General features: G+C 38.7%; 19 protein-coding genes. 14 read left to right on the forward strand and 5 right to left on the reverse strand.

All coding sequences use genetic code 11. The features are described 5' to 3' along the window. Positions 1 to 20: 20 nt before the first annotated feature. From PCY09_RS04460 to PCY09_RS04470, 3 genes are all read right to left on the reverse strand, one after another. On the reverse strand, positions 21 to 863 hold the full coding sequence (locus PCY09_RS04460) for a sugar ABC transporter permease (protein WP_011999651.1): 843 nt from the start codon (positions 861 to 863) through the stop codon (positions 21 to 23). Between the two features lies 1 nt (position 864). Next, complete coding sequence (locus tag PCY09_RS04465; RefSeq protein WP_105026350.1) at positions 865 to 2,160, reverse strand: sugar ABC transporter permease; 1,296 nt, start codon at positions 2,158 to 2,160, stop codon at positions 865 to 867. Between the two features lie 176 nt (positions 2,161 to 2,336). Beyond that, positions 2,337 to 3,602, reverse strand: a complete 1,266-nt coding sequence (locus PCY09_RS04470) for an extracellular solute-binding protein (RefSeq protein WP_011999653.1) — start codon at positions 3,600 to 3,602, stop codon at positions 2,337 to 2,339. Positions 3,603 to 3,926: 324 nt separating this feature from the next. Between PCY09_RS04470 and malQ the strand changes: the two genes are divergently transcribed. The 9 genes from malQ to adhE all read left to right on the forward strand — a co-directional run bounded on the left by malQ (position 3,927) and on the right by adhE (position 18,785). Beyond that, positions 3,927 to 5,477, forward strand: a complete 1,551-nt coding sequence (gene malQ, locus PCY09_RS04475; protein WP_008808135.1) for a 4-alpha-glucanotransferase — start codon at positions 3,927 to 3,929, stop codon at positions 5,475 to 5,477. Further along, the gene (glgP, locus tag PCY09_RS04480) at positions 5,470 to 7,731 is read left to right on the forward strand and encodes a glycogen/starch/alpha-glucan family phosphorylase (protein WP_045634495.1); all 2,262 of its coding nucleotides are present in this window, start codon (positions 5,470 to 5,472) and stop codon (positions 7,729 to 7,731) included. The genes malQ and glgP overlap by 8 nt, the downstream gene beginning before the upstream one ends. Before the next feature lie 294 nt (positions 7,732 to 8,025). Beyond that, positions 8,026 to 11,235, forward strand: coding sequence for an SGO_0107 family LPXTG-anchored pilin-like protein (locus PCY09_RS04485; RefSeq protein WP_185760606.1), 3,210 nt, complete (start codon positions 8,026 to 8,028; stop codon positions 11,233 to 11,235). A 110-nt stretch (positions 11,236 to 11,345) separates the two neighbouring features. Next, entirely contained in the window at positions 11,346 to 12,344 is a 999-nt protein-coding gene (gene ruvB / locus PCY09_RS04490; protein ID WP_008808138.1) for a Holliday junction branch migration DNA helicase RuvB, read from the forward strand. 4 nt (positions 12,345 to 12,348) lie between these two features. After that, positions 12,349 to 12,927 (forward strand): nucleotidyltransferase family protein, encoded by a 579-nt coding sequence (locus PCY09_RS04495; protein ID WP_125396771.1) that lies wholly within the window; start codon positions 12,349 to 12,351, stop codon positions 12,925 to 12,927. A 247-nt stretch (positions 12,928 to 13,174) separates the two neighbouring features. Beyond that, positions 13,175 to 13,597: a low molecular weight protein-tyrosine-phosphatase gene (locus PCY09_RS04500; protein ID WP_011999658.1), complete on the forward strand. Its 423-nt coding sequence runs from the start codon at positions 13,175 to 13,177 to the stop codon at positions 13,595 to 13,597. Between the two features lie 2 nt (positions 13,598 to 13,599). Then, a complete protein-coding gene (locus PCY09_RS04505; RefSeq protein WP_008808141.1) occupies positions 13,600 to 14,013 on the forward strand; it encodes a hypothetical protein in 414 nt (137 codons plus the stop codon). After that, on the forward strand, positions 14,003 to 15,817 hold the full coding sequence (locus PCY09_RS04510) for an acyltransferase family protein (protein WP_045634492.1): 1,815 nt from the start codon (positions 14,003 to 14,005) through the stop codon (positions 15,815 to 15,817). The genes PCY09_RS04505 and PCY09_RS04510 overlap by 11 nt, the downstream gene beginning before the upstream one ends. 316 nt (positions 15,818 to 16,133) lie before the next feature. Then, a complete protein-coding gene (gene adhE, locus PCY09_RS04515; RefSeq protein WP_045634577.1) occupies positions 16,134 to 18,785 on the forward strand; it encodes a bifunctional acetaldehyde-CoA/alcohol dehydrogenase in 2,652 nt (883 codons plus the stop codon). A gap of 563 nt (positions 18,786 to 19,348) precedes the next feature. Here adhE and PCY09_RS04520 read toward each other — a convergent pair. Together PCY09_RS04520 and PCY09_RS04525 are read right to left on the reverse strand one after the other, a co-directional pair. Next, positions 19,349 to 19,495, reverse strand: coding sequence for a hypothetical protein (locus PCY09_RS04520; protein ID WP_048809665.1), 147 nt, complete (start codon positions 19,493 to 19,495; stop codon positions 19,349 to 19,351). 30 nt (positions 19,496 to 19,525) lie between these two features. After that, on the reverse strand, positions 19,526 to 19,696 hold the full coding sequence (locus PCY09_RS04525) for a hypothetical protein (RefSeq protein WP_008808145.1): 171 nt from the start codon (positions 19,694 to 19,696) through the stop codon (positions 19,526 to 19,528). Positions 19,697 to 20,265: 569 nt separating this feature from the next. On the opposite strand from PCY09_RS04525, the gene PCY09_RS04530 reads away from it, so the two are divergent. Genes PCY09_RS04530 through PCY09_RS04550 form a run of 5 tightly spaced genes read left to right on the forward strand, consistent with a single transcriptional unit; the run spans position 20,266 to position 24,597 of the window. Continuing rightward, entirely contained in the window at positions 20,266 to 20,967 is a 702-nt protein-coding gene (locus PCY09_RS04530; protein ID WP_045634491.1) for an N-acetylmannosamine-6-phosphate 2-epimerase, read from the forward strand. 38 nt (positions 20,968 to 21,005) lie between these two features. Continuing rightward, the gene (locus PCY09_RS04535; RefSeq protein WP_061600699.1) at positions 21,006 to 21,458 is read left to right on the forward strand and encodes a YhcH/YjgK/YiaL family protein; all 453 of its coding nucleotides are present in this window, start codon (positions 21,006 to 21,008) and stop codon (positions 21,456 to 21,458) included. Positions 21,459 to 21,476: 18 nt separating this feature from the next. Further along, positions 21,477 to 22,826: an ABC transporter substrate-binding protein gene (locus PCY09_RS04540; RefSeq protein ID WP_045634489.1), complete on the forward strand. Its 1,350-nt coding sequence runs from the start codon at positions 21,477 to 21,479 to the stop codon at positions 22,824 to 22,826. Positions 22,827 to 22,879: 53 nt separating this feature from the next. Beyond that, on the forward strand, positions 22,880 to 23,764 hold the full coding sequence (locus tag PCY09_RS04545; protein WP_045634488.1) for a carbohydrate ABC transporter permease: 885 nt from the start codon (positions 22,880 to 22,882) through the stop codon (positions 23,762 to 23,764). After that, positions 23,764 to 24,597 (forward strand): carbohydrate ABC transporter permease, encoded by an 834-nt coding sequence (locus PCY09_RS04550; RefSeq protein WP_011999670.1) that lies wholly within the window; start codon positions 23,764 to 23,766, stop codon positions 24,595 to 24,597. Before PCY09_RS04545 ends, PCY09_RS04550 begins: the two co-directional genes overlap by 1 nt. The last annotated feature ends 5 nt before the right edge of the window (positions 24,598 to 24,602 follow it).

The following is a 24,602-nucleotide window of genomic DNA, read 5'->3' on the forward strand; positions in this document are numbered from 1 at the left end:
AAAAACAGGGTGGGACAAGATTATCCCTTGTCACCACCGCTTGTTAAACCAGATACAAAGTTCTTTTGTAGGAAGAAGAATAAGATACAGATTGGAAGAGCTGTTAAGATAGCTCCTGCGGCAAAGAAGGCGATTTTCATATTTTTAACATCGCTGACAAATGTTCTCAGACCGACTGCAACTGTAAAGAATTCTTTATCCCGAAGGAGGAAACTAGATAAGATATAGTCTCCAAATGGTCCCATGAATGCCCAAAGTGCTTGTACAGCAACCATTGGACGAACCAGAGGAAGGACGATTTGCCAGAAGCGTCGGAAATGACCGGCACCATCTAGTTTAGCTGACTCATCAAGAGAGATTGGAACGGTATCAAAGTAACCTTTCATCAGCCAAGCATTCATTGGAATTCCTCCACCAACATAAAGGAAGATGAGGAACCAGTTTTGGTTCAAAGCATTCAACATCAAAGCCATGACGAAGAAGGCGGTGAGGGCAGCAATGGTTGGTACCATCTGGATAATCAAGAAGAAGACCAAACTTTGCTTGCGGGCGATGAAGTTATAGCGGCTGTATGCGTAACCAGCTAAAACTACTATACTGGTTTGCACAATCATTGTCAAGACGGCAATGATGACCGTATTGAGGTACCAGGTTCCGTAGAGTGTTTCAGAGAAGAGCCTGCTGAAGTTGTCAAAACTCCAATCGATATTAAAATCAAGTTTGAAGGCGACAATGTTACCAGTTTTAAAGGCTGATGTAATCGTAATTAATAGAGGATAAATAATGATTACTGACAGAACTACGAGATACAGGTAAGTCAGAAAATGATTAAAGTGACGTTTTAATTTTACAGAATTATTCATCTTAGACGTCCTCCATGTCAAATGCGTGTAGTTTCTTGAAAGCAATCATTGAAATACCGATAACGATAATTGAGATAATCAAGGTTACGGCTGCGGCCATTGAGTACTGAGGTGCAGTACCAGTAGTTAAACGATAAATCCAAGAAATCAAGATATCTGTTGAACCAGCGCCTCCACCGACACTACCAGGTCCACCCGCATTAAAGAGGTAGATGATAGAGAAGTTATTGAAGTTGAAGGTATACTGACTGATAAGAGTTGGCGCAGCAACAGCTAAAATCATTGGTAGCGTAATGTTGCGGAATTTTTGCCAAGCATTTGCTCCATCAATATAAGCTGCTTCATACAAATCATTTGGAATGGATTGCAGAATTCCCAAAGTTAAGACGTAGATGTATGGGAATCCTAGCCAACCTTGCATCATAATCAAGGCAACCTTGGTCCAAGTAGGATCTGTTTTCCAAGGGATGAGGGTATTGTTCAAGAAAGGCAATACCTTGCTAAGCATAGGAATAACTTGGGTGTTGATGGCACCGATACTATCATTAAACATATTTGAGAAAGTCAAGATTGTAATGAAAGCTGGTACCGCCCAAGGAAGTAGGAAGATAACACCGAAGATGCGTTTTCCTTTGATAAAAGGCTGGTTAGCAATAATAGCTGTGAAAATACCGATAACAATTTGTAAAGTTGAAGCACATAAAGCCCAGATGATGGTCCAAGATAGGACAGAACCAAAGGCTGAACGGAAAGTGCTGAGACTCCAAATATTGCTAAAGTTTGTCAAACCAACCCAGTCAAGCAATTTAGTTGGTGGCAAATGTTTGAAATCATAGTTTGTAAAAGCAATCAGAAGAGTTACCAATACAGGGAAAATGATAGCAAAGGTCATAGCTACATAAGAAGGGATGATCAGCAAGTATGGGAAACCATTCTCATAGATGCTGTGAATCATTTCTTTCAGAGTAGTATGAACCGGAATACCGTTATTCCAGCGTTTAGCTGTTGTGTGAGCGTCCTTTAAGTTGAAGGCATAAAATAGGAAATAAACCAGTACGATAATTAAGTGGAAGGCACCACGGATCAACATAAAGAGGGAGTTGTCGCGTCCGCGCATTTCACCAAGTGTGATAAGATTTCCTAGCTCACCAGAAGCGATCGCAAAGAAATAGATTAGAAAGGCCAGTGTCACACCTAAGAAGATGAACCCCTTGGCTTTCTGTTTGTTATAAATTTGTCCAAGTCCTGGAATCAGGGACAGCAACAAGGCTTTACTTGGGTTCTGTTGTCTAGTCATATTTGTCTCCTGAATAAGATTCAAAGAGGGGCTAAAAATTTTGAAAGCAGAGAATATAAAACTAAATGTTAGAAAATATTTCTCTTTTTTCAAAATTTTTAAGAAACCCGTAGTTGTTTTAATAGCTTTTTTAATAAAGAAGGGGTAGGGAAAATTCCCACCCCTAGAGTTCTTTATTATTTGTTAGCGTATTTTTGAGCGATAGTATCTTTGATTAATTTCACTGCATCGTCAGCAGCAGTTTTAACGTCTTTTTTACCACTTACAGCATCGAACAACATAGTTTTAGCTGGATCCCAAACTGTACTCATTTCAGAGATGTTTGGCATTGGTTGAGCTGATTGGAACTGTTTAACAACTGCGTCTGTCAGTTCATCTTTCTTGCTTACTGCGTACTCGCGAGCTTCTGTGTTAGCAGGTACTTCGTTAGTAGCATCGTAAAATGCTTTTTGTTGATCAGTTGAAGTCAAGAAGTCAACGAATTTTTGAGCAACTTCTGGGTTTTTAGCACCAGTTGGGATAACCCAAGCTTTACCACCACCGAAAGCAGCGTATTCTTTTCCGTTTGGAAGAGTTGGGATAGTTGAAACACCATAGTTTACTTTAGCTTCTTTCAAAGCAGATGCTTTCCATGGTCCATCGATGATAGCAGCAGTTTTACCTTCTTGGAATTGTGATTGGATCAAGTTTCCAGCGCCTTCAGTATCTTGCATTCCTTTAGGCCATTTTGCATACCAAGTTTTAGCGTATTCGATACCTTTAATTGCACCTTCATTAGCAAGACCGATATCTTTAGGATCTTTACCATTGTCACCGAATACATAACCGCCGTTACCAGCTAGAAGTCCGTAAGCGTAGTAGAAGTTTGTCCAGTCAGCAAGGAAGGCAGATGTTTTACCATCTTCACCAGCAAATGCATATTTGCTGTCTTTAGCAAGCTCTTCTAATTCAGCAAAAGTAGTTGGAGCTTTTGAAATCAAGTCCTTGTTGTAGTACATTACAAGAGTTTCGATAACAGCAGGTGCTCCGTATGTTTTACCTTCTGTTGTTACTAGAGATTCAGTAGTTTTATCTGTCTTACTATCTTTGCTTAATTTTACTTCGTTTAATTGTCCATCTGTACCGAGGCTTCCTACGCGGTCGTATGGAGCCATCAAAACGTCTGGAGCTTTACCAGACTGGTTGTCGAGTGAAAGGTTGTCCAATCCACCCATTTGGTCACCAGTTTTAATAGTAACTTTAGAACCAGTTTCTTTTTCAAAAGCTGCTGCAGCTTTCTCCATGTAAGCCTTGTACTGCTCTTCAACATAAACAGTAACGTTTTTATCACCAGATTCAGATGATTTAGTTGAAGAAGCCTTGTTACCACAAGCTGCTAAGATAAGGCTAGCTAAAGCAACAGTACCTAGTACAGCAGCACTTTTAAGAGCTTTGTTTTTCATGTTTATTCCTCCTAAGAATAAAAAAAGTAATAATTTACATTTAAGTTTACGCAAACGTTTTCTTAAACTGAAAAAATTATATCACAAAAAGTAACCGTTTGCAAGATATTTTTCTAAAAAATCAAAAAAATATTTTTTATTCGACAAATTATTTGCCAATATTATAGAAGAAAAAAAGAAAAGTTAGATGATTCGCTTGAAGAATTGAAAAAATTTTTATAAAATGGTTGCATAGAAAACTAAAAACAGATATAATCGAACTACGCAAACGTTTTCGTTGAACAAAACGTAGATTTTAACTAAGAAAAATATTGAGGTGACAAGATGAAAGAACGTCAAAGTGGTGTTCTCATGCATATTTCTTCTTTGCCAGGGAAATACGGAATTGGATCTTTTGGGAAAAGTGCGTATGATTTTGTAGATTTCTTGGTAAGAACTAAGCAACGCTATTGGCAGATTTTGCCACTAGGCACGACTAGCTATGGAGACTCTCCTTACCAATCTTTTTCTGCTTTCGCAGGAAATACTCACTTTATTGACTTAGATCTTCTTATAAAAGAAGGTTTGCTTCAAGAAAGTGATTTAGATGGTGTGGATTTTGGAAGTGACCCTAAGGCCGTTGACTATGCTAAGATATTCGAAGCACGTCGTCCACTATTGGAAAAAGCTGTTAAAAATTTCCTTCAAAGTTCTGATTTGAAGGCTTATAAAAAATTTGTGGCAGACAATGCCAACTGGTTAGACCTGTATGTTGACTACATGGCAATCAAAGAGCACTTTGATTTGGCGGCGTGGACAGAGTGGTCTGATGAAGACATTCGCCTGCGTAAGCCAGAGGCCTTGGCTGATTACCGTGAGCGCCTGAGCGAACAGATGGAATACCATCGTGTCACTCAATACTTCTTCTTCCAACAATGGCTAGCTTTAAAAGATTATGCGAATAAGCATCATATTGAGATTGTCGGAGATATGCCAATCTATGTAGCAGCAGACAGTGCTGATGTTTGGGCACAACCACATTTCTTTAAAACAGACGCTGTTGGTAAACCAACTTGCGTGGCAGGATGTCCGCCTGATGAATTCTCAGAAACAGGACAGCTTTGGGGGAACCCAATCTATGACTGGAAAGCTATGGATAAAGATGGATATTCTTGGTGGGTTGAGCGCTTGCGCGAGAGCTTTAAGATTTATGACATCGTTCGTATTGACCATTTCCGCGGATTTGAATCTTATTGGGAAATCCCAGCGGATTCAGAAACAGCTGCAACTGGTAAGTGGGTAAAAGGACCTGGCTATGCTCTCTTTAAAGCTGTTAAAGAAGCTTTGGGAGAACTAAATATCATTGCTGAAGACCTAGGCTTTATGACTGATGAAGTTATTGAGTTGCGTGAGAAAACTGGTTTCCCAGGAATGAAGATTTTGCAGTTTGCCTTCAATCCAGATGATGAAAGCATCGATAGCCCACACTTGGCGCCTCATAACTCAGTGATGTATACAGGAACTCATGATAATAATACTGTTCTTGGCTGGTATAAAGATGAGATTGATGATCCAACACGGGAATACTTAGCTGTTTATACCAACCGTAAAGAATATGAAACAGTTCCTCATGCAATGCTCCGTACGATCTTTGCTTCTGTTAGCTATATGGCGATTGCAACCATGCAAGATTTACTGGAATTAGATGGTTCTGCAAGAATGAACTTGCCATCCACTATTGGTGGCAACTGGCAATGGCGTATGACAGAAGACGAACTGTCTAAAGAAGTAGAGGCAGAGTTACTCTCTCTAACAACTATTTATCGTCGAATTAATACAAAACTTAAACCCAAAAACAATGTAAATCAGAATTCCAAAGGAGAAAAAAATGTCTAAATTACAGCAATACGTACAAAACGCGTATCAAAAAAACATTGCTGATTGTACCAATGAAGAACTCTATACAGCTCTTTTGAACTATACAAAAGAATACAGTGCAACTAAACCTGTCAATGATTCAAAAAAGAAATTGTACTATATTTCTGCTGAGTTCCTGATTGGTAAACTCTTGTCAAACAACTTGATCAACCTTGGCCTTTATGATGATGTCAAAAAAGAATTGGCTGATGCAGGTAAAGATTTGATTGAAGTAGAAGAAGTAGAATTAGAACCATCTCTTGGTAATGGTGGTTTAGGCCGTTTGGCTGCCTGCTTCCTTGATTCAATCGCAACTCTCGGTTTAAATGGAGACGGTGTAGGTTTGAACTACCACTTTGGTCTCTTCCAACAAGTGTTGAAAAACAATGAGCAAACAACAATCCCTAACTTCTGGTTGAGTGACCAAAATTGGTTGGTAAAATCAACTCGTAGCTACCAAGTGCCTTTTGCAAACTTTACTTTAACTTCTACACTCTATGACATTGATGTACCAGGTTATAAGACAGAAAAGAAAAACCGTTTGCGTCTCTTCGATCTAGATTCTGTGGACTCTAGCTTGATTGAAAAAGGAATTGATTTCGACAAGACAGATATTGCTCGTAACTTGACTCTCTTCCTTTATCCAGACGATAGTGACAAACAAGGTGAACTTCTTCGTATCTTCCAACAATACTTTATGGTTTCAAATGGTGCGCAATTGATCATTGATGAAGCAATCGAAAAAGGAAGCAACTTGCACGACCTTGCGGACTATGCAGTTGTACAAATCAATGATACTCACCCTTCAATGGTTATCCCTGAATTGATCCGTCTCTTGACAGAACGTGGGTTGGAATTTGACGAAGCTGTAAACATTGTCAAGTCAATGACAGCTTATACAAACCACACTATTCTTGCAGAGGCTCTTGAGAAATGGCCACTAGAATTCTTGGAAGAAGTTGTTCCTCATCTTGTTCCGATTATCAAGGAACTTGACAAACGTGTCAAGAAAGTTTACAAAGATCCTGCTGTCCAAATCATTGACGAAAATGACCGTGTTCATATGGCTCATATGGATATCCATTATGGATACAGTGTTAACGGGGTTGCGGCTCTCCACACTGAGATCTTGAAGAACTCTGAGTTGAAAGCTTTCTATGACATCTACCCAGAAAAATTCAATAACAAAACAAACGGTATCACATTCCGTCGTTGGCTCATGCATGCCAACCCAAGACTGTCTCACTACTTGGATGAGATTATTGGCCGTGGTTGGCACCATGAAGCAGATGAGCTTGAAAAACTCTTGTCATACGAAGACAAGGCTGCTGTCAAAGAAAAATTGGAAAGCATCAAGGCTCACAACAAACGTAAATTGGCTCGTCACTTGAAAGAGCACCAAGGTGTGGAAATCAATACAAACTCTATCTTTGATATCCAAATCAAACGTCTTCACGAGTACAAACGCCAACAAATGAACGCTTTGTATGTGATTCACAAATACCTTGACATCAAGGCTGGAAACATTCCTGCTCGTCCAATTACTGTCTTCTTTGGTGGTAAAGCAGCTCCTGCTTACACAATTGCGCAAGATATTATCCACTTGATCCTTTGCTTGTCAGAAGTCATTGCAAACGACCCAGCAGTAGCTCCACACTTGCAAGTAGTCATGGTTGAAAACTACAATGTTACTGCAGCAAGCTTCCTTATCCCAGCGTGTGATATCTCAGAACAAATCTCACTTGCTTCCAAAGAAGCTTCAGGTACTGGTAACATGAAATTCATGTTGAACGGAGCCTTGACTCTTGGTACTATGGATGGTGCAAACGTGGAAATCGCTGAGTTGGTTGGCGACGAAAACATTTACATCTTCGGTGAAGATTCAGAAACTGTTATCGATCTTTATGCGAAATCTGCTTACAAATCAAGTGAATTTTACGCTCGTGAAGCTATCAAACCGTTGGTTGACTTCATCGTAAGTGATGCAGTTCTTGCAGTTGGGAACAAAGAGCGTTTGGAACGTCTATACAAGGAGTTGATCAACAAAGACTGGTTCATGACTCTCCTTGACTTGGAAGACTACATCAAAGTGAAAGAGCAAATGCTTGCTGACTATGAAAACCGTGACGCATGGTTGGATAAAGTTATTGTAAACATTGCTAAAGCTGGTTTCTTCTCAGCTGACCGCACGATTCAACAATACAATGATGAAGTGTGGCATTTAGATAAATAAAAAATTCTCTTAGATAACCCCATCAGTTAGATCTTAATTCTGACTGCTGGGGTTTTTGTTTTATGGAGGATAAAGGCATAGGGCTAGAAGGTAAGGCATATAGAAAAAGAGGAAGAAATGTCGGATTTTTCTGTTGTTTTATGACATTATATTTGATTTTATGTATAAAATCTATTTGTCGTGTTTATAATGTATAGATTGCATAAAAATTAGATGAAATATCCTTGACAACTTCATAGAAGAATATATAATATAAAGTAAGGGATTGTACCCAAATATAAAGGAGGAAATGTTGTGAAAAAGACGAATAGAAAGCTCTTTCATGCATTTATGACGCTGTTGTTAATAGTATCGGTATTCATACCTCTACTAAAAACAAGTTACACAGTTAAAGCGGACGAATTACCGTCAAACAACTATACGATGACAACCTCTCCAACCATTAATAATAATCGGTTGGTTGATGGTGCCAAGTATGGTGAAGGAAAGTTTTATCTTAATCCGACCTACAAGTTTGATGATTCTGCCACTTTGAAGAACGGGGACTTTATGGTTTATAAAGTGCCAAAAGAGTTTAAAGTTGAGCGTGACATCACGACAGATATCTACGCCAAGGATGGAGCTACTAAAATCGCAGAACTGCAGACAAATGCTGCAACTAATTCTGCTACAGTGACCATTACTAATGAAGAATACTTCAAAAATCTGACAGAAGATCGTGAATTGACTGCTTTATTCACTGTAGTTTGGGCGGATGATGTCGAGTTAAATAAGGAATACAGCATTGATATTCCTGGTGCCGGAACATACAGATTGACTCGTATCGTACCAGATGATGATCCTACTGGTTATACCAAGTGGGGTGTCCAAGATGCTGATGATCCTAATTATGTTAACTGGCGTATTCGTATCAATCGTTACGTAAAACCTGTTACAGGAGTTAAGATTGAGGATACAATCCCTGAAGGACAAGTATTAGCAAGTGAAATTACTGGATATTACTTTACTGAGTGGAATAAGGCTGAGGCTCGTCCAAGACTGGATGCTTCACATGTAAATGTTACAGGTACAAACTCTTTCACTATCACTCCAAATGGAAATGGTGACTTGAGTACACAAGGTCTATATGTTTTGTACCGTACTCGCTTGACTGCTCCAGTTGATAATACTACCAAGAAAGCTTTCAACAATGTGAAAGTGACAACATCAGATGGTGTTTATGATGTGGATGGCTTTGCCTCTCTGACAACTACTGAAGGAATTGGATCAGGTGCTCGCCCTTCTGAAGTTGAATTTGAAGTTACAAAACAACTGAATGGTGGAACATTGAAAGGTGATGAATTCATCTTCCAATTGATTGATCCAGATGGCAAAGTAGTTGAAACTGCCAAAAACAACAAAGACGGACAAGTTAAATTTAAGGCCATTAAATTTTCAACAGCTGGTACTTTCAAATACCAAATCAAAGAAGTGGATGAGAAAGAACCAGGCTATGTTTATGATAACAAGACGATTAATGCTGAAGTTACAGTAACAGATGTCTATGGAGAAAAGTTCGCAAGTGTTAAATACGACAACAAAGTATTTGTGAATTCCTACTCTGCCAAACCAACTACAGCAACTATTGAAGCAATTAAAGTTTTGAAAGGCAAAGCCCTTGAAGCTGACAAGTATGAGTTCGAGCTCAAGGAAGACGATAAAGTCGTTGCTACAGCTAAAAACAAAGCAGATGGTTCAGTAGTTTTCCCAGCAATTGAGTATACTGCTGCAGGTCCTCATACATATACAATTACTGAAAAAGCTGGTAATGAACCAGGTGTGACTTATGATACAGCTTCACACACAGTAACTGTAGATGTTGTTGACAATGGACGCGGTCAGCTTGAAGCAACTGTTCCAGCTGAGAAGCCAGTCTTCACCAATACTTATGCTGCAAAACCAGGTAAAAAAGTAATTGAAGCTAAGAAAGTTCTGAATGGTAAAGAACTTGAGGCCGACAAATATGAGTTCGAGCTCAAAGAAAACGACAAAGTAGTTGGTACAGCTAAGAATACTGCAGATGGTTCGATTAGTTTCCCAGAAATTGAATACACTGAGGCAGGAACTTATACTTACACTATGTCAGAAAAAGCTGGTAATGAACCAGGTGTGACTTATGACACAGCTTCACACACAGTAACTGTAGATGTTGCGGATAACGGCCAAGGTCAGCTTGAAGCGACTGTTACAAGTGAAAAGCCAGTCTTCACCAATACTTATGCTGCAAAACCAGGAAAAACAGTAATTGAAGCTAAGAAAGTTTTAAACGGTAAAGCCCTTGAAGCTGACAAATATGAGTTCGAGCTCAAAGAAAACGACAAAGTAGTTGCTACAGCTAAGAATACTGCAGATGGTTCGATTAGTTTCCCAGAAATTGAATACACTAAGGCAGGAACTTATACTTACACTATGTCAGAAAAAGCTGGTAATGAAGCCGGTGTGACTTATGACAAAACTTCACACAAAGTAATTGTAGATGTTGCGGATAACGGCCAAGGTCAATTGGTAGCAACTATCACTAGTGAACAACCAGTTTTCACTAACACTTATACAAAACCAGCTCCAGCTGCTGATACCATTACAATTGAAGCGACAAAAACTTTAGTTGGAAAGGAATTAGAAGCAGGTAAATATGAATTTGAATTGAAGGAAGGCGACAAAGTCATCGGCACGGCAACAAATGCTGCAGATGGAAAAGTTGTATTCCCATCAATCACATATACAGAAGCAGGTACACATACCTACACTGTTGCTGAAAAAGCTGGCAATGAAGAGAATGTTACTTACGATACGACAGTCCACACAGTAACCGTAGAGGTTGCAGACAATGGCCAAGGTAAGTTGGTATCTACAATTACTGGTAATAAACCAGCATTTGTGAATAAATACACTGCACCAACTCCACCGCCAACTCCAAATCCGCAACAACCAACTCCAGCCACTGCAACTATTCAAGCAAACAAGGTCTTGACTGGTAAAGAGCTGAAAGATGGTCAGTTTGAATTTGAGTTGACTTATCAAGGTAACGTAGTGGATACTGCTAAGAATAAAGCGGATGGTTCGGTAACCTTTAAATCACAAAGCTTCACTTCACCAGGTAAGTATGAATACACTATTACTGAAAAAGCTGGTAATGAAGCCGGTGTGACTTATGATAAGACAGTTCACAAAGTGACTGTAGAAGTTGCTTATGATACGAACGGTAAACTTGTAGCGACCGTTACTGGTAATGGACCAACCTTTACCAATACGTATGCTGCTAAAACACCTCCAACATCATCTGAAGAAAAACCAAAACCATCAGGCGATAAGCACGAAGATCCTAAGAAGGAAGAACCTAAAAAAGAAGTGAAGAAAGAATTGCCTAAGACAGGAACAGCTGAGTCCTCAGCATTCTCTGTTCTTGTTGGCTTCCTACTCCTTGCAGCTTCAGTCTTCTTATATCGTACAAAAAAGGTTAATTAATCTTTGGTTTTAAAAGAAAGAGAGCGATGGAAAACCTTCATTAAAAAGGTTTCTCGCTCTCTTTTTATTTAAAATAGTCCTAAACTATGATATTTTGATATAATGGTGACATGAGTAGAATTTTAGATAATGAACAAATGATGGATGAAGAAATGGTGGAGCGCACGCTTCGACCACAATATCTGCAGGAGTATATTGGCCAAGATAAGGTCAAGAATCAGTTGAAGATTTTTATTGAAGCAGCTAAACTCAGAGATGAGGCTTTGGATCATGCGCTTTTGTTTGGACCTCCTGGACTGGGGAAGACGACCATGGCTTTTGTGATTGCCAATGAGCTGGGTGTGAATATCAAGCAGACTTCGGGACCAGTTATTGAAAAAGCAGGAGATTTGGTTGCTATTTTAAATGATTTAGAGCCTGGTGACGTTCTTTTTATCGATGAAATACACCGTCTGCCAATGGCAGTAGAAGAAGTCCTCTACAGTGCTATGGAAGATTTTTACATCGATATCATGATTGGTTCAGGGGATGCTAATCGTAGTGTCCATCTTGATTTGCCACCATTTACACTTATCGGTGCGACGACACGTGCAGGAATGTTGTCCAATCCTCTGAGAGCTCGCTTTGGTATCACAGGGCACATGGAGTACTATGAAGAAGCTGATTTAACTGAGATTGTTGAGCGAACGGCAGAAATTTTTGAGATGGATATCACTCATGAAGCAGCCAAGGAGCTAGCTTTGCGTAGTCGTGGCACCCCTCGAATTGCCAACCGTCTATTGAAGCGGGTTCGAGATTATGCTCAGATTATGGGCAATGGTTTGATTGACGAGACGATCACAGATCAAGCTCTTTCCATGTTAGATGTAGATCATGAAGGTCTGGACTATGTTGATCAAAAAATTCTGCGAACGATGATTGAGATGTATGGTGGTGGTCCAGTCGGTCTAGGTACCTTGTCCGTAAATATTGCTGAAGAGCGTGAAACGGTCGAAGATATGTATGAGCCTTATTTGATTCAAAAGGGCTTTATCATGAGAACGAGAACTGGTCGTGTTGCGACTAGAAAAGCCTATGAACATTTAGGTTATGAATATATGGAGAAATAGGCTTATGGAGATAGAAGAGAAAAATCTTCTAGACCTTTTCTATGATGATCAGCATTTAATGACTATTGTAAAGATTATTCGAGAGTTGAATTTACAGGATAGCTGGCTGGCAGCTGGAAGTGTTAGAAATTTCATCTGGAATCATTTGTCAGGTCGGGAAAAATTTGATTTTGAAACAGATATAGATGTGATATTCTTTGATCCGACAGTCTCTTATGAGGAGACGTTACAAATTGAGAAGCGCTTAAGAGAAGCTCATCCACTCTATCAATGGGAAATAAAGAACCAAGTTTACATGCATATTCACAGTCCTAATACTGAGCCTTATACTAGTTCACAGGACGCTATGAGTAAATATCCAGAAACCTGTACAGCTCTTGGTTTACATTTATTAAAAAATGATGATCTTGAGTTATTCACAGCTTATGGCTTGACTGATCTTGTTAACTTTCAAGTCAAACCCACGCCGCATTTTTTAGCGGATGAGGAAAGGATCAAACTTTATAGAGAACGTTTGGAAAAGAAAAAATGGCAATCTAAGTGGCCTAGGTTGGATATTTATTTGCCAGAAAAAGAAACTTAAAATTGCTTTAAGATAATTTTAAGTTGGCTCGAGTATACTGTAATCATAAGTTAAGGATACTTAGCTTGAACTCCTAAAACTTTTCTTTTTCATAATAATCTCCTTAAAAGACCACCCAATCAGGTGGTCTTTTCCTGCTTATTGGAAGGAAGAAAAATGCTAAATTGGCAGAAAAGCGTCCAGTTTTTTTGGAGGTCAGCAACCTATTTAATGTCATTTTCTGATATAATTAAGAAGAGGTATTTCTATGAAGAAAATTGTATTTGTTTGCTTGGGTAACATCTGTCGGAGTCCGATGGCTGAGTTTGTTATGAAAAGCTTGACTGATAAATTTCATATTGAAAGTCGGGCAACTTCTAATTGGGAACATGGAAATCCAATTCACCAAGGGACTCAAGCAGCTTTGAATGAGCATGCGATTATATTTGATGTTGAAAAAACTTCTCTGCAGATGTCTGAAAAGGACTTTGCCTTCTTTGATTATATCGTTGGTATGGATGCTTCCAATGTGGCCGATTTAAAAGAGATGGCCCCTCGGAAATATCAGGATAAGATATATCAGTTTATGGATAAAAGTGTACCAGATCCTTGGTATACTAATGATTTTGATGAAACTTACCGGTTGGTTCAAGCGGGATGTGAGCGCTGGCTGGAACGTTTGGATGGATAAAAATGGATAAATTAAAAGAATTTTATAATCGCTACCAGCATTATTTGACAAGAACAAATTTTGAGATAGCTGCTGTTACACTAATTGCTTTGTCTGCGATTTTAGTTTTTACTTCTAATATTCCAGATAAAGGAGTGCTTACTCTTGATAAGGGAGCGATTAAGTATGATGGCAGTCTGGTTCATGGAAAGATGGATGGTCAAGGAACTTTGACTTTCAAAAATGGCGATAAGTACGAAGGAGATTTCAAAAATGGAATCTTTGATGGCAAGGGGAAATTTACCTCTAAGAGCGGTTGGAAGTACGAAGGTGAGTTTAGTAAAGGCCAAGCGGACGGCCAAGGCACTCTAACAACCGAGCAAAAGGTCGTTTACAAAGGAAAGTTTAAACAAGGAATTTATCAAAATGCGCATTAAATGGTTTTCATTAGTAAGGATAGCAGGATTGCTTCTCGTTCTACTCTATCATTTCTTCCAGGGAGTGTTTCCTGGAGGCTTTATTGGGGTGGACGTTTTCTACGCATTTTCTGGATTCTTGATCACCTCACTCCTGATTGATGAATTTGCAAAACGTCAAGAAATTGATATTTTAGGGTTTCTAAGACGACGTTTCTATAGGATTTTTCCGCCTCTGGTCTTTATGATTTTGATCACTCTGCCATTTACCCTCTTCATTCGCAAAGATTTTGTGGCTGGTATTGGAACGCAGATAGCGGGTGCCCTAGGTTTTGTAACAAATTTCTATGAAATTTTATCGGGCGGTAGCTACGAGAGTCAGTTTGTACCTCATTTATTTGTACATACTTGGAGTTTGGCACTTGAGGTGCATTATTATATTTTGTGGGGATTGGCAGTCTGGTTCTTGGCTAAGAAAAGTCGAAGCCTCGGCCAATTTCGAGGGATAATTTTTCTGATTTCGACAGGGATTTTCTTATTTAGTTTTCTGTCTATGTTTGTAAGTAGCTTTTTCACTAAGAATTTTTCTTCACTTTATTTTTCAAGCTGGACACATATCTTCCCCTTCTTTGCTGGGACAGCTTTAGCTACAGTTTCTGGTGTTCAAAATGTAGGGGCAAATTTTAAGAAACTAGAACAGTCTTGGAGCATGAAGCAGACGATAGCCACTATTGGTGGTGGTTTTGCCGTCTTAATTCTTCTAACCTTCCTGCTTCGTTTTGATAATATCTTCACTTATTTAGTCGGCTTTCTCCTAGCAACGATAGCTGCCTTGGCTATGATTTTGGGTGCTCGTGTTCTCCATGAAAAGACACCTAAGCTGGAAGAGCCAATCTGGGTCACATTTATTGCTGATACGAGTTACGGTGTTTATCTCTTCCATTGGCCTTTTTACATTATTTTCAGTCAGCTGATGGGGAATGCAGGAGCGGTAGTATTAACTACTCTTCTATCCTTTGCTTTTGCAGCAGTCTCCTTCTATATTTTAGAACCTGTATTAGCTGGTAGAAAGCCAGATTTGTTTGGTATTAAGCTCGATGTAAAATCAATTGCGAGACCGATTTTTTATAGTCTGATCCCTTTGGGGCTCATCTGCTTCTTTATCATCTTTACTTCCCCTAAAGTTGGAGCTTTTGAGGAAGACTTAATGATTAATGCCTTAAATCAAGCGGATAGTAAGATGCAATTAACTCGTAGCCAAGCGGATCAAACAACAGCTACTGATTACAATGTGGCGCCTGGAACGACCTTGATAGGTGATTCTGTTGCTCTGCGAGCTAATGACTGGTTACAAGAGGCCATTCCTGGTGTGCAGTTGGATGCGGCTGTCAGCCGAAATCTGGAATCAGGTCTAGAGGTTTTCCAGACAGATATTAGCAACAAGGTTCTTCTACAAAATGTAGTCCTTGCTTTAGGCGCTAATACAGTTCCTAATTACGAAGAAGTGCTTAATAAACTGGTTGAAAAACTTCCAAAAGGACACCGTTTAATCTTAGTGACTCCGTATGATGGACGAGTTGCTGGAGATGAAAATAGCGATCTAGTAAAAACTCGGCAGTACCAATTGGAATTGGCGAAGAAATATGATTATGTCTACGTAGCAGATTGGTATCAAGCAGCTATTGATAATCCTGCTATCTGGTATGGAACAGATTACGTTCACTTTGGCACTGAGGCACAAAGCATTGCTGCAGGTGGTCAATTATACGCTCAAACAATTAAAACTACACTTGATAAAGCTAATCAAGGTCCTGTTAAACCCTAATTAAATGATGAATATAAAGACCCGAGCTTCGGGTTCTTTATATATAATATATGAAAGCGCTTACCTTATTTTTACAAGCTTCTGTGAAAATATGTAAACAAATCTATGTGAAATGAAATTATTATAAAAGATTAAATTCACAAAGAAATAGCGAAGTCCCCAGCTATAAACAGATATTGATAAAATTTTCACAAACAATAATAAAAAAGTTTGTGAAATGTAAGCGAAAGTGTTTACAAAGGAAAGTAAATGGGTTATAATAAACTTGTGAAAAAATTAACAAAGGATAAATTCCTTGAAAGCTATGGAGGAAAATATGGCTGATAAAAAAACTGTGTCACCTGAGGAAAAGAAACTTGCAGCTGAAAAGCATGTAGATGAGCTAGTACAAAAGGCCTTGGTTGCTCTTGAAGAAATGCGCAAATTGGACCAAGAACAAATCGACTACATTGTGGCTAAGGCTTCTGTTGCAGCACTTGACGCCCATGGAGAATTGGCGCTTCATGCTTATGAAGAAACTGGCCGTGGAGTTTTTGAAGATAAGGCGACAAAAAATCTATTTGCCTGTGAACACGTTGTAAACAACATGCGTCACACAAAGACAGTTGGCGTTATTGAAGAAGATGATGTGACAGGTTTGACTTTGATTGCTGAACCAGTTGGTGTTATCTGTGGGATTACTCCAACAACCAATCCAACTTCAACTGCAATCTTTAAGTCTTTGATTTCATTGAAGACTCGTAATCCAATCGTCTTTGCCTTTCACCCATCTGCTCAAGAATCATCTGCACATGCAGCTCAAATCGTTCGTGATGCAGCAATCGCAGCGGGTGCGCCTGAAAACTGTATTCAATGGATTACCCAACCGTCTATGGAAGCAACTAGCGCTCTTATGAACCATGAAGGAGTAGCAACAATCCTTGCAACTGGTGGTAATGCAATGGTGAAGGCTGCGTATTCATGTGGAAAACCTGCCCTTGGGGTAGGTGCCGGAAACGTACCAGCTTATGTTGAAAAATCAGCGAATATCCGTCAGGCAGCTCATGATATCGTGATGTCTAAGTCCTTTGACAATGGTATGGTCTGTGCATCTGAGCAAGCTGTTATCATTGACAAAGAAATTTACGATGAGTTTGTTGAAGAATTCAAATCTTACCATACTTACTTTGTTAACAAAAAAGAAAAAGCCCTTCTTGAAGAGTTCTGCTTCGGCGTAAAAGCTAACAGCAAAAACTGTGCGGGTGCGAAATTGAATGCGGACATCGTTGGGAAACCAGCAGCATGGATCGCTGAACAAGCTGGCTTCTCTGTACCAGAAGGAACCAATATCCTTGCTGCAGAATGTAAAGAAGTTGGCGAAAAAGAGCCATTGACTCGTGAAAAATTATCTCCAGTTATTGCTGTGTTGAAATCTGACAGTCGTGAAGACGGAATTAACAAGGCTCGGCAAATGGTTGAATTTAATGGTCTTGGTCACTCAGCAGCGATCCATACTGCAGATGAGGAATTAACTAAAGAATTTGGTAAAGCAGTTAAAGCTATTCGTGTTATCTGTAACTCACCTTCTACTTTCGGTGGTATCGGGGACGTTTATAATGCCTTCTTGCCATCATTGACACTTGGATGTGGCTCTTACGGACACAACTCAGTTGGAGATAACGTCAGCGCCATCAACCTCTTGAACATCAAAAAAGTCGGAAGACGGAGAAATAACATGCAATGGATGAAACTTCCTTCAAAAACATACTTTGAACGTGACTCAATTCAATACCTTCAAAAATGTCGTGACGTTGAGCGTGTCATGATCGTTACAGACCATGCTATGGTAGAGCTTGGTTTCCTAGATCGCATCATCGAACAACTCGATCTTCGTCGTAATAAGGTTGTTTATCAAATTTTTGCAGACGTAGAACCAGATCCAGATATCACAACAGTTGAACGTGGTACAGAGATCATGCGTGCCTTCAAACCTGATACAATCATCGCACTTGGTGGTGGTTCACCAATGGACGCAGCTAAAGTAATGTGGCTCTTCTATGAACAACCAGAAGTTGACTTCCGTGACCTTGTTCAAAAATTCATGGATATTCGTAAACGTGCCTTTAAGTTCCCATTGCTTGGTAAGAAGACTAAGTTTATTGCGATCCCTACAACATCTGGTACAGGATCTGAAGTAACACCGTTTGCCGTTATCTCTGATAAGGCTAACAACCGTAAATACCCAATCGCTGACTACTCATTGACTCCTACTGTAGCCATCGTAGACCCCGCTTTGGTATTAACAGTTCCAGGATCTGTTGCTGCGGATACCGGTATGGACGTATTGACTCATGCAACAGAAGCATACGTATCTCAAATGGCCAGCGACTACACTGATGGTCTTGCTCTTCAAGCAATCAAACTTGTTTTTGAAAATCTTGAAAGCTCTGTGAAGAATGCAGATTTCCATTCACGTGAAAAGATGCATAATGCTTCAACTATTGCTGGTATGGCTTTCGCCAATGCTTTCTTGGGTATTTCTCACTCAATGGCTCATAAGATCGGTGCGCAATTCCACACTATCCACGGTCGTACAAATGCTATCTTGCTTCCATACGTAATCCGCTACAATGGTACACGTCCAGCTAAGACAGCGACATGGCCTAAATACAACTACTACCGTGCTGATGAAAAATACCAAGATATTGCTCGTATGCTTGGCTTACCAGCTTCTACTCCAGAAGAAGGTGTAGAATCTTACGCAAAAGCAGTCTACGAACTTGGTGAGCGTGTTGGTATCCAAATGAACTTCAAGGCTCAAGGAATCGACGAAAAAGAATGGAAGAAACATTCACGTGAATTAGCCTTCCTTGCTTATGAAGATCAATGTTCTCCAGCTAACCCACGTCTTCCAATGGTTGACCATATGCAAGAAATCATCGAAGATTCTTACTACGGTTACAAAGAACGTCCAGGACGTCGTAAATAAGTACATGGCTGAAGGAGTGAAAAACTCCTGTAAAGATCATACAAAAATCCCTCGCTCGGATGAGTGAGGGATTTTTGTATATTGATCAGCAAAATGTAGAGATAGGTGGCGATGGACTGAAATTTAGTCTAGGAGGAGCAATAGTGAACACCGATTTCTTGATTCTATTGATGTTATTAGGCTATCGTATCTCTCCTCACTAGGAGCTCATTATGTTGGGATTAATGAGTTGCCTTCTCCGTGCTAAACATAAACTGAATGGCGATTAGGTGGAATCAAAGAGTGGTCTACTAGCCATCTTTCAGGCGTAGAGTTGTCAAAGAGGCAAAGGTGCTGAAGTGTGTGTTTGCTGAAGGATAAGAAAAAGCCTAAGATACAGGCTTTTTCTTATGTTCGCTATTTCGTCTGATTTCGTATTTTAAGCATAAAAATAGAATAGTTGGCACTAATAGATTAGGAAGGTTACCAATTTTCAGAACATGCATATCGTTTAATACATAAAAAATGATATAGACAAGATACAAAACAGTTATAACTATTTCTTTTTTAGATAACATAATGGTCTATTTTTTTCGTCTAGCTAAGTCACTACCAATAACGTATGCGGCAGCGAAAATTCCGACTAAAACTCCTAAATCACCACCTTGGATTTCTGCCAAGCTTGTCTCAGTTAGTGTTTCATATTTATCAAAGCTATTGAAATTACTCATGTTATTCTCCTTTTATATAAGTATAGGGTTTTAACGGTTAATTAAATAACCTAGGCTTAGTCCAGATAGAGCTGCTACTCCAATTTTCCATACAGCAATACCCGCAATAGTAGCAGTGAAGAATTCTCCCCCTTCTACATTCATCAATTCATCTTCGGTTAGGGCTAGGTAGTGGTTTTCAATTGTTGTCATATTTTCCATTGTATATTCTCCTTTATTATATAGGTTACCAACTGTTAAGTTGGTAGAAGTGAAGCTAGCTTTAGGACTAGCGGTTGAGCTTTATCTCATCTATGGTCTAGAGAATGAGAAGTGAAAATCTAGAGGACCGTCGATTTCCTGAAGGTGCTTGGCGTCTAAAAAACCATAAGACAGGCATGGCAACTCCGCCACATGTTTTCTCTAACTCTTGTTTGCTTAGTTCTTTGAATTCTTTCATTATTATCTCCAATCTTTTAGATTTTGAAAAATAGAGGCCAGAAAAGTGGTAATAAAAACATTTTGCTACTCCTTTACAGTTTGTTAAGCGATTTTGCTTACACTTAACTATTCGCAGGAAGATGAGAAAAATGAAAAAGAAAGTAAAAAAATCTTTGTTTTTTATTTTATGGAAATGGACTAAAGTCTGAAACTACTTTCAGACTTTTATGAGAAATGCCAAAAATAGGAAACTAAAATCTAAATGCCAGAAAATATTGAAAGCGCTTTAATAATTGTATATAATGACATTACAAAATAAACGGAATATCAAAAGAAAAAGGAGATTGTCTATGGCACAAATTTCCAAAGAAGCATTAATTGAACAAATTAGGGATGGCATCATCGTATCTTGCCAAGCCTTACCTCATGAACCGCTTTATACAGAAAAAGGGGGAGTGATTCCGCTTTTAGTTAAGGCTGCTGAGCAGGGGGGAGCAATTGGTATTCGAGCAAATAGTGTTCGGGATATCAAGGAAATTAAAGAGATATCCTCTCTTCCTATTATCGGAATTATTAAGAGGGATTATCCACCGCAAGAACCTTTTATCACTGCAACAATGAAAGAAGTGGATGAGTTGGCGGAGTTAGATATTGAAGTGATTGCAATGGATTGTACTAAAAGGGATCGCTTTGATGGTTTAACGATTGAGGAATTTATTAAGGAAGTCAAGAGAAAGTACCCTAAACAGTTGCTAATGGCAGATATTAGCACTCTTGAAGAGGGTGTAGACGCGGCAGAGGCGGGAGTAGATTTTGTAGGGACAACCTTATCGGGTTATACTTCTTACAGTCCTAAAGTAGATGGGCCTGATTTCGAACTTATCAAAAATCTTTGTAATGCAGGTTTGGATGTCATTGCGGAAGGGAAGATTCATTACCCCGCAGATGCTAAAGTGATTCATGATTTAGGTGTTCGTGGTATTGTGGTTGGAGGGGCAATTACTCGTCCCAAAGAAATAACAGAACGCTTTGTGGCTGCTGTAAAAAAATAGGAATAATTTTACTTAACGAAAAAAGAGGAGGATGGAGGATGATTATTACCAAAATCAATCGTTTAGCAACCTATACAGGTGTGAATCCGCATTTTGAAAAGTTAATTTCCTTTCTAAAATCAACTGATTTAGATGATCTTCAAGAGGGTTTGCTGGAGATTGATGGAGATAGTATATTTGGGAATTGCTTTACTTATTTAGCTGATGGTGAAGCGGGCACATTTTTTGAAACACACCAAAAATATTTAGATATCCACTTGGTTTTAGAAAATGAGGAAGCAATGGCAGTTACTTCACCAGAAAGCGTAAGCGTAACCCAAGAATACGATGAAAATAAAGATATTGCGTTATACAAAGGAAAAGTAGAGCAATTAGTGCATCTAAGAGCTGGAGAATGTTTAATTACTTTTCCAGAAGATCTCCATCAACCTAAGGTTCGTGTAAATGATGATCCTGTAAAAAAAGTCGTTTTTAAAGTTGCAATTTCGTAATAAAGGAAGGAAATAACAATGAAAAAATTTAAAAAAATGTTATGTCTTGCAGGTCTTGCTCTGACAGGTCTTGCCTTGGTTGCTTGTTCTGGCAAGACGGAAAAGACAGCTGACAAAGGCTCATCAACAGAATTATCTGGTGAGATTACTATGTGGCACTCCTTTACACAGGGTCCTCGTCTAGAAAGCATCCAAAAATCAGCAGATGAATTTATGAAAAAACATCCAAAAACAAAAATTAAAATCGAAACGTTTTCTTGGAATGACTTTTATACAAAATGGACAACTGGTTTAGCGAATGGCAATGTTCCAGATATTAGCACGGCTTTGCCAAACCAAGTTATGGAAATGGTCAATTCAGATGCTTTGATTCCATTGAATGATACTGTTAAGAAAATCGGGGAAGATAAGTTTACAAAAACAGCACTAGATGAAGCAAAAGTTGATGGCAATTTTTATTCTGTTCCATTGTACTCCCATGCTCAAGTCATGTGGGTTCGCACTGATTTATTGAAACAATATAATATTGAAGTTCCAAAAACATGGGACCAGTTGTATGAAGCTTCTAAAAAATTAAAAGAAAATGGAGTTTATGGATTGTCTGTTCCTTTTGGGACAAATGATCTGATGGGGACACGCTTCTTGAATTTCTATGTACGAAGTGGCGGTGGAAGTCTGTTGACAAAGGATATGAAAGCCAACTTGACAAGCAAATTGGCTCAAGATGGAATTAAATATTGGGTGAAAATGTACAAGGAATTTTCTCCAAAAGATTCACTGAACTTTAATGTCTTGCAACAAGCTACTTTGTTCTATCAAGGAAAGACAGCTTTTGACTTTAACTCAGGATTCCATATTGGTGGTATCCAAGCAAATAGCCCTCAATTAATTGATGCGATTGATGCTTATCCGATTCCAAAAGTAAAAGAATCAGATAAAGATTATGGTATTGAAACTTCTAATATTCCATTGGTAGTTTGGAAGAATTCAAAACATCCAGAAGTAGCGAAAGCATTCTTAGAATCTTTGTATGAAAAGAAAGACTATATTCATTTCTTGGATTCAACTCCTGTCGGAATGTTGCCTGCCATCAAAGGCATTAGCGATGATCCAGCCTATAAAGATAATGACGTCCGTAAGAAATTCCAACATGCAGAAGAAGTTATTACAAAAGCGGCAGAAAAAGGTACAGCTATTGGATATGAAAATGGTCCAAGTGTTCAAGCTGGAATGTTAACAAACCAACATATCATTGAACAAATGTTCCAAGATATTATTACAAATGGTAAAGATCCAATGGAGGCTGCTAAGGATGCAGAAAAACAATTGAATGATTTATTTGAAACTGTAGCAGTTGATGTTAAATAATAATAGCAGAGGCTACAATTATGTGGCCTCTGTTTTTAGAGAGGAATAAGCATATGGTCAAAAATAGAAATTTGACTCGATGGGTGTTTGTATTACCTGCTATTATCATTGTTGGACTATTATTTGTTTATCCATTTTTCTCCAGCATCTATTTTAGCTTTACCAACAAACATTTAATCATGCCAAACTATCGATTTGTTGGATTAGCGAATTACAAGGCTGTGCTATCAGATCCCAACTTCTTTAATGCGTTCTTTAACTCCATTAAGTGGACGGTTTTCTCGCTGGTTGGGCAAGTTTTAGTAGGTTTTGTATTAGCTTTAGCCCTGCATCGAGTACGACGATTTAAGAAACTCTATCGCACTCTTTTGATTGTTCCTTGGGCTTTCCCGACTATCGTTATAGCTTTTTCATGGCAATGGATTTTGAACGGAGTTTATGGTTATTTACCAAACTTGATTGTTAAATTAGGTCTCATGAATCATGTTCCTGCATTTTTAACAGACAGCACATGGGCCTTCATCTGCTTGGTATTTATCAATATCTGGTTTGGTGCTCCAATGATTATGGTCAACGTTTTGTCTGCTCTTCAAACAGTTCCAGAAGAGCAATTTGAAGCAGCTACAATTGATGGGGCGTCTAGTTGGCAAGTATTTAAGTTTATTGTGTTCCCTCATATTAAAGTCGTAGTAGGGCTTCTAGTTGTTTTAAGAACAGTATGGATATTTAATAATTTTGATATCATCTATCTGATTACAGGTGGAGGACCTTCAAATGCAACAATGACTCTCCCAATTTTTGCCTATAATCTTGGATGGGGAACTAAATTGTTGGGTCGTGCCTCAGCTGTAACTGTTTTACTCTTTATCTTCTTAATGGCAGTTTGCTTTATTTATTTTGGCATTATAAGCAAGTGGGAAAAGGAGGGTAGAAAATAATGAAAAAGAAATCAGGAATTTATTTAGATATTCTTTCACATATACTCTTGGTAGGTGCAACAATAGTTGCTATTTTCCCCTTGATTTGGATCATTATCTCATCAGTAAAGGGTAAGGGAGAACTGACTCAGTTTCCTACTAGATTTTGGCCTGAGCAATTTACTTTTGACTATTTTGTTCATGTTATTAATGATTTACACTTTATTGATAATATCAAAAATAGTTTACTCATTGCCCTTACGACTACAGTCATTGCAATTATTATCTCGGCAATGGCTGCTTATGGGATTGTTCGATTCTTTCCAAAGCTAGGAGCAATCATGTCTAGATTGCTTGTAATTACCTATATTTTCCCGCCAATTTTGTTGGCGATTCCTTACTCAATAGCAATTGCAAAAGTTGGCTTGACAAATAGTTTATTTGGTTTAATGATGGTTTATCTATCTTTTAGTGTTCCTTATGCGGTTTGGCTTCTGGTAGGTTTCTTCCAGACTGTCCCAATCGGTATTGAAGAAGCAGCTAGAATTGACGGTGCAAATAAATTTGTGACATTCTATAAGATTGTATTACCTATTGTAGCACCAGGGATTGTGGCAACAGCAATTTATACTTTTATCAATGCTTGGAATGAATTTTTATATGCCTTAATCTTAATTAATGATACCAGTAAGATGACAGTAGCAGTAGCACTTCGTTCATTAAACGGTTCAGAAATTCTGGATTGGGGAGATATGATGGCAGCTTCTGTTATCGTCGTCCTTCCTTCAATTATCTTCTTCTCTATTATTCAAAATAAGATAGCAAAAGGATTGTCTGAGGGATCTGTGAAATAGAAAAA

This window comes from Streptococcus sp. SG2 (genome assembly GCF_030439925.1).
GTDB lineage: Bacteria > Bacillota > Bacilli > Lactobacillales > Streptococcaceae > Streptococcus > Streptococcus gordonii.

Bases quoted from the DNA above. Each gene is read 5' to 3' on its own strand.
- PCY09_RS04520 (WP_048809665.1), bottom strand. From the start codon at position 19,495: ATGAGTAATTTCAATAGCTTTGATAAATATGAAACACTAACTGAGACA.
- PCY09_RS04510 (WP_045634492.1), top strand. From the start codon at position 14,003: ATGCGCATTAAATGGTTTTCATTAGTAAGGATAGCAGGATTGCTTCTC.
- PCY09_RS04525 (WP_008808145.1), bottom strand. From the start codon at position 19,696: ATGGAAAATATGACAACAATTGAAAACCACTACCTAGCCCTAACCGAA.
- PCY09_RS04545 (WP_045634488.1), top strand. From the start codon at position 22,880: ATGGTCAAAAATAGAAATTTGACTCGATGGGTGTTTGTATTACCTGCT.
- PCY09_RS04540 (WP_045634489.1), top strand. From the start codon at position 21,477: ATGAAAAAATTTAAAAAAATGTTATGTCTTGCAGGTCTTGCTCTGACA.
- PCY09_RS04465 (WP_105026350.1), bottom strand. From the start codon at position 2,160: ATGACTAGACAACAGAACCCAAGTAAAGCCTTGTTGCTGTCCCTGATT.
- PCY09_RS04495 (WP_125396771.1), top strand. From the start codon at position 12,349: ATGGAGATAGAAGAGAAAAATCTTCTAGACCTTTTCTATGATGATCAG.
- adhE (WP_045634577.1), top strand. From the start codon at position 16,134: ATGGCTGATAAAAAAACTGTGTCACCTGAGGAAAAGAAACTTGCAGCT.
- PCY09_RS04530 (WP_045634491.1), top strand. From the start codon at position 20,266: ATGGCACAAATTTCCAAAGAAGCATTAATTGAACAAATTAGGGATGGC.
- malQ (WP_008808135.1), top strand. From the start codon at position 3,927: ATGAAAGAACGTCAAAGTGGTGTTCTCATGCATATTTCTTCTTTGCCA.
- PCY09_RS04535 (WP_061600699.1), top strand. From the start codon at position 21,006: ATGATTATTACCAAAATCAATCGTTTAGCAACCTATACAGGTGTGAAT.
- ruvB (WP_008808138.1), top strand. From the start codon at position 11,346: ATGAGTAGAATTTTAGATAATGAACAAATGATGGATGAAGAAATGGTG.
- PCY09_RS04550 (WP_011999670.1), top strand. From the start codon at position 23,764: ATGAAAAAGAAATCAGGAATTTATTTAGATATTCTTTCACATATACTC.
- PCY09_RS04470 (WP_011999653.1), bottom strand. From the start codon at position 3,602: ATGAAAAACAAAGCTCTTAAAAGTGCTGCTGTACTAGGTACTGTTGCT.
- PCY09_RS04505 (WP_008808141.1), top strand. From the start codon at position 13,600: ATGGATAAATTAAAAGAATTTTATAATCGCTACCAGCATTATTTGACA.
- glgP (WP_045634495.1), top strand. From the start codon at position 5,470: ATGTCTAAATTACAGCAATACGTACAAAACGCGTATCAAAAAAACATT.
- PCY09_RS04460 (WP_011999651.1), bottom strand. From the start codon at position 863: ATGAATAATTCTGTAAAATTAAAACGTCACTTTAATCATTTTCTGACT.
- PCY09_RS04500 (WP_011999658.1), top strand. From the start codon at position 13,175: ATGAAGAAAATTGTATTTGTTTGCTTGGGTAACATCTGTCGGAGTCCG.